A 242-nucleotide genomic window follows, 5' to 3' on the forward strand; every position below is an offset into this window, starting at 1 on the left:
GTGTTGTTCTGTTTAACAACCTCACGCCAAGCTCATCTTCTAAACGGCTAATTTGTTTTGATATAACGGAGCGGTCAATATTACGTATTTCAGCTGCTTTGGCAAAAGAGCCTTGCTCAACCACTTCAAGTAACATTAAAAGTCGACTTGTTGTATCCATTATTACACCTTAATTAATCTATTGATGCCATTTTGGCATTAATGAATTTAAAAATCTATGGTTTTTACACACGGGTTTAATC

1 protein-coding gene is annotated in these 242 nt (G+C 35.1%); it reads right to left on the reverse strand.

Annotation, left to right across the window (positions count from 1 at the left end; genetic code table 11):
• Positions 1-160: LysR family transcriptional regulator (locus AAEY79_RS16165; protein WP_352289741.1), on the reverse strand; the 160-nt coding region annotated here is incomplete at its 3' end.
• Positions 161-242: the final 82 nt, after the last annotated feature.

Origin of the sequence: Psychrobacter sp. GW64-MNA-CIBAN-0177 (assembly GCF_040309585.1) — a bacterium.
Taxonomy (GTDB): domain Bacteria; phylum Pseudomonadota; class Gammaproteobacteria; order Pseudomonadales; family Moraxellaceae; genus Psychrobacter; species Psychrobacter okhotskensis.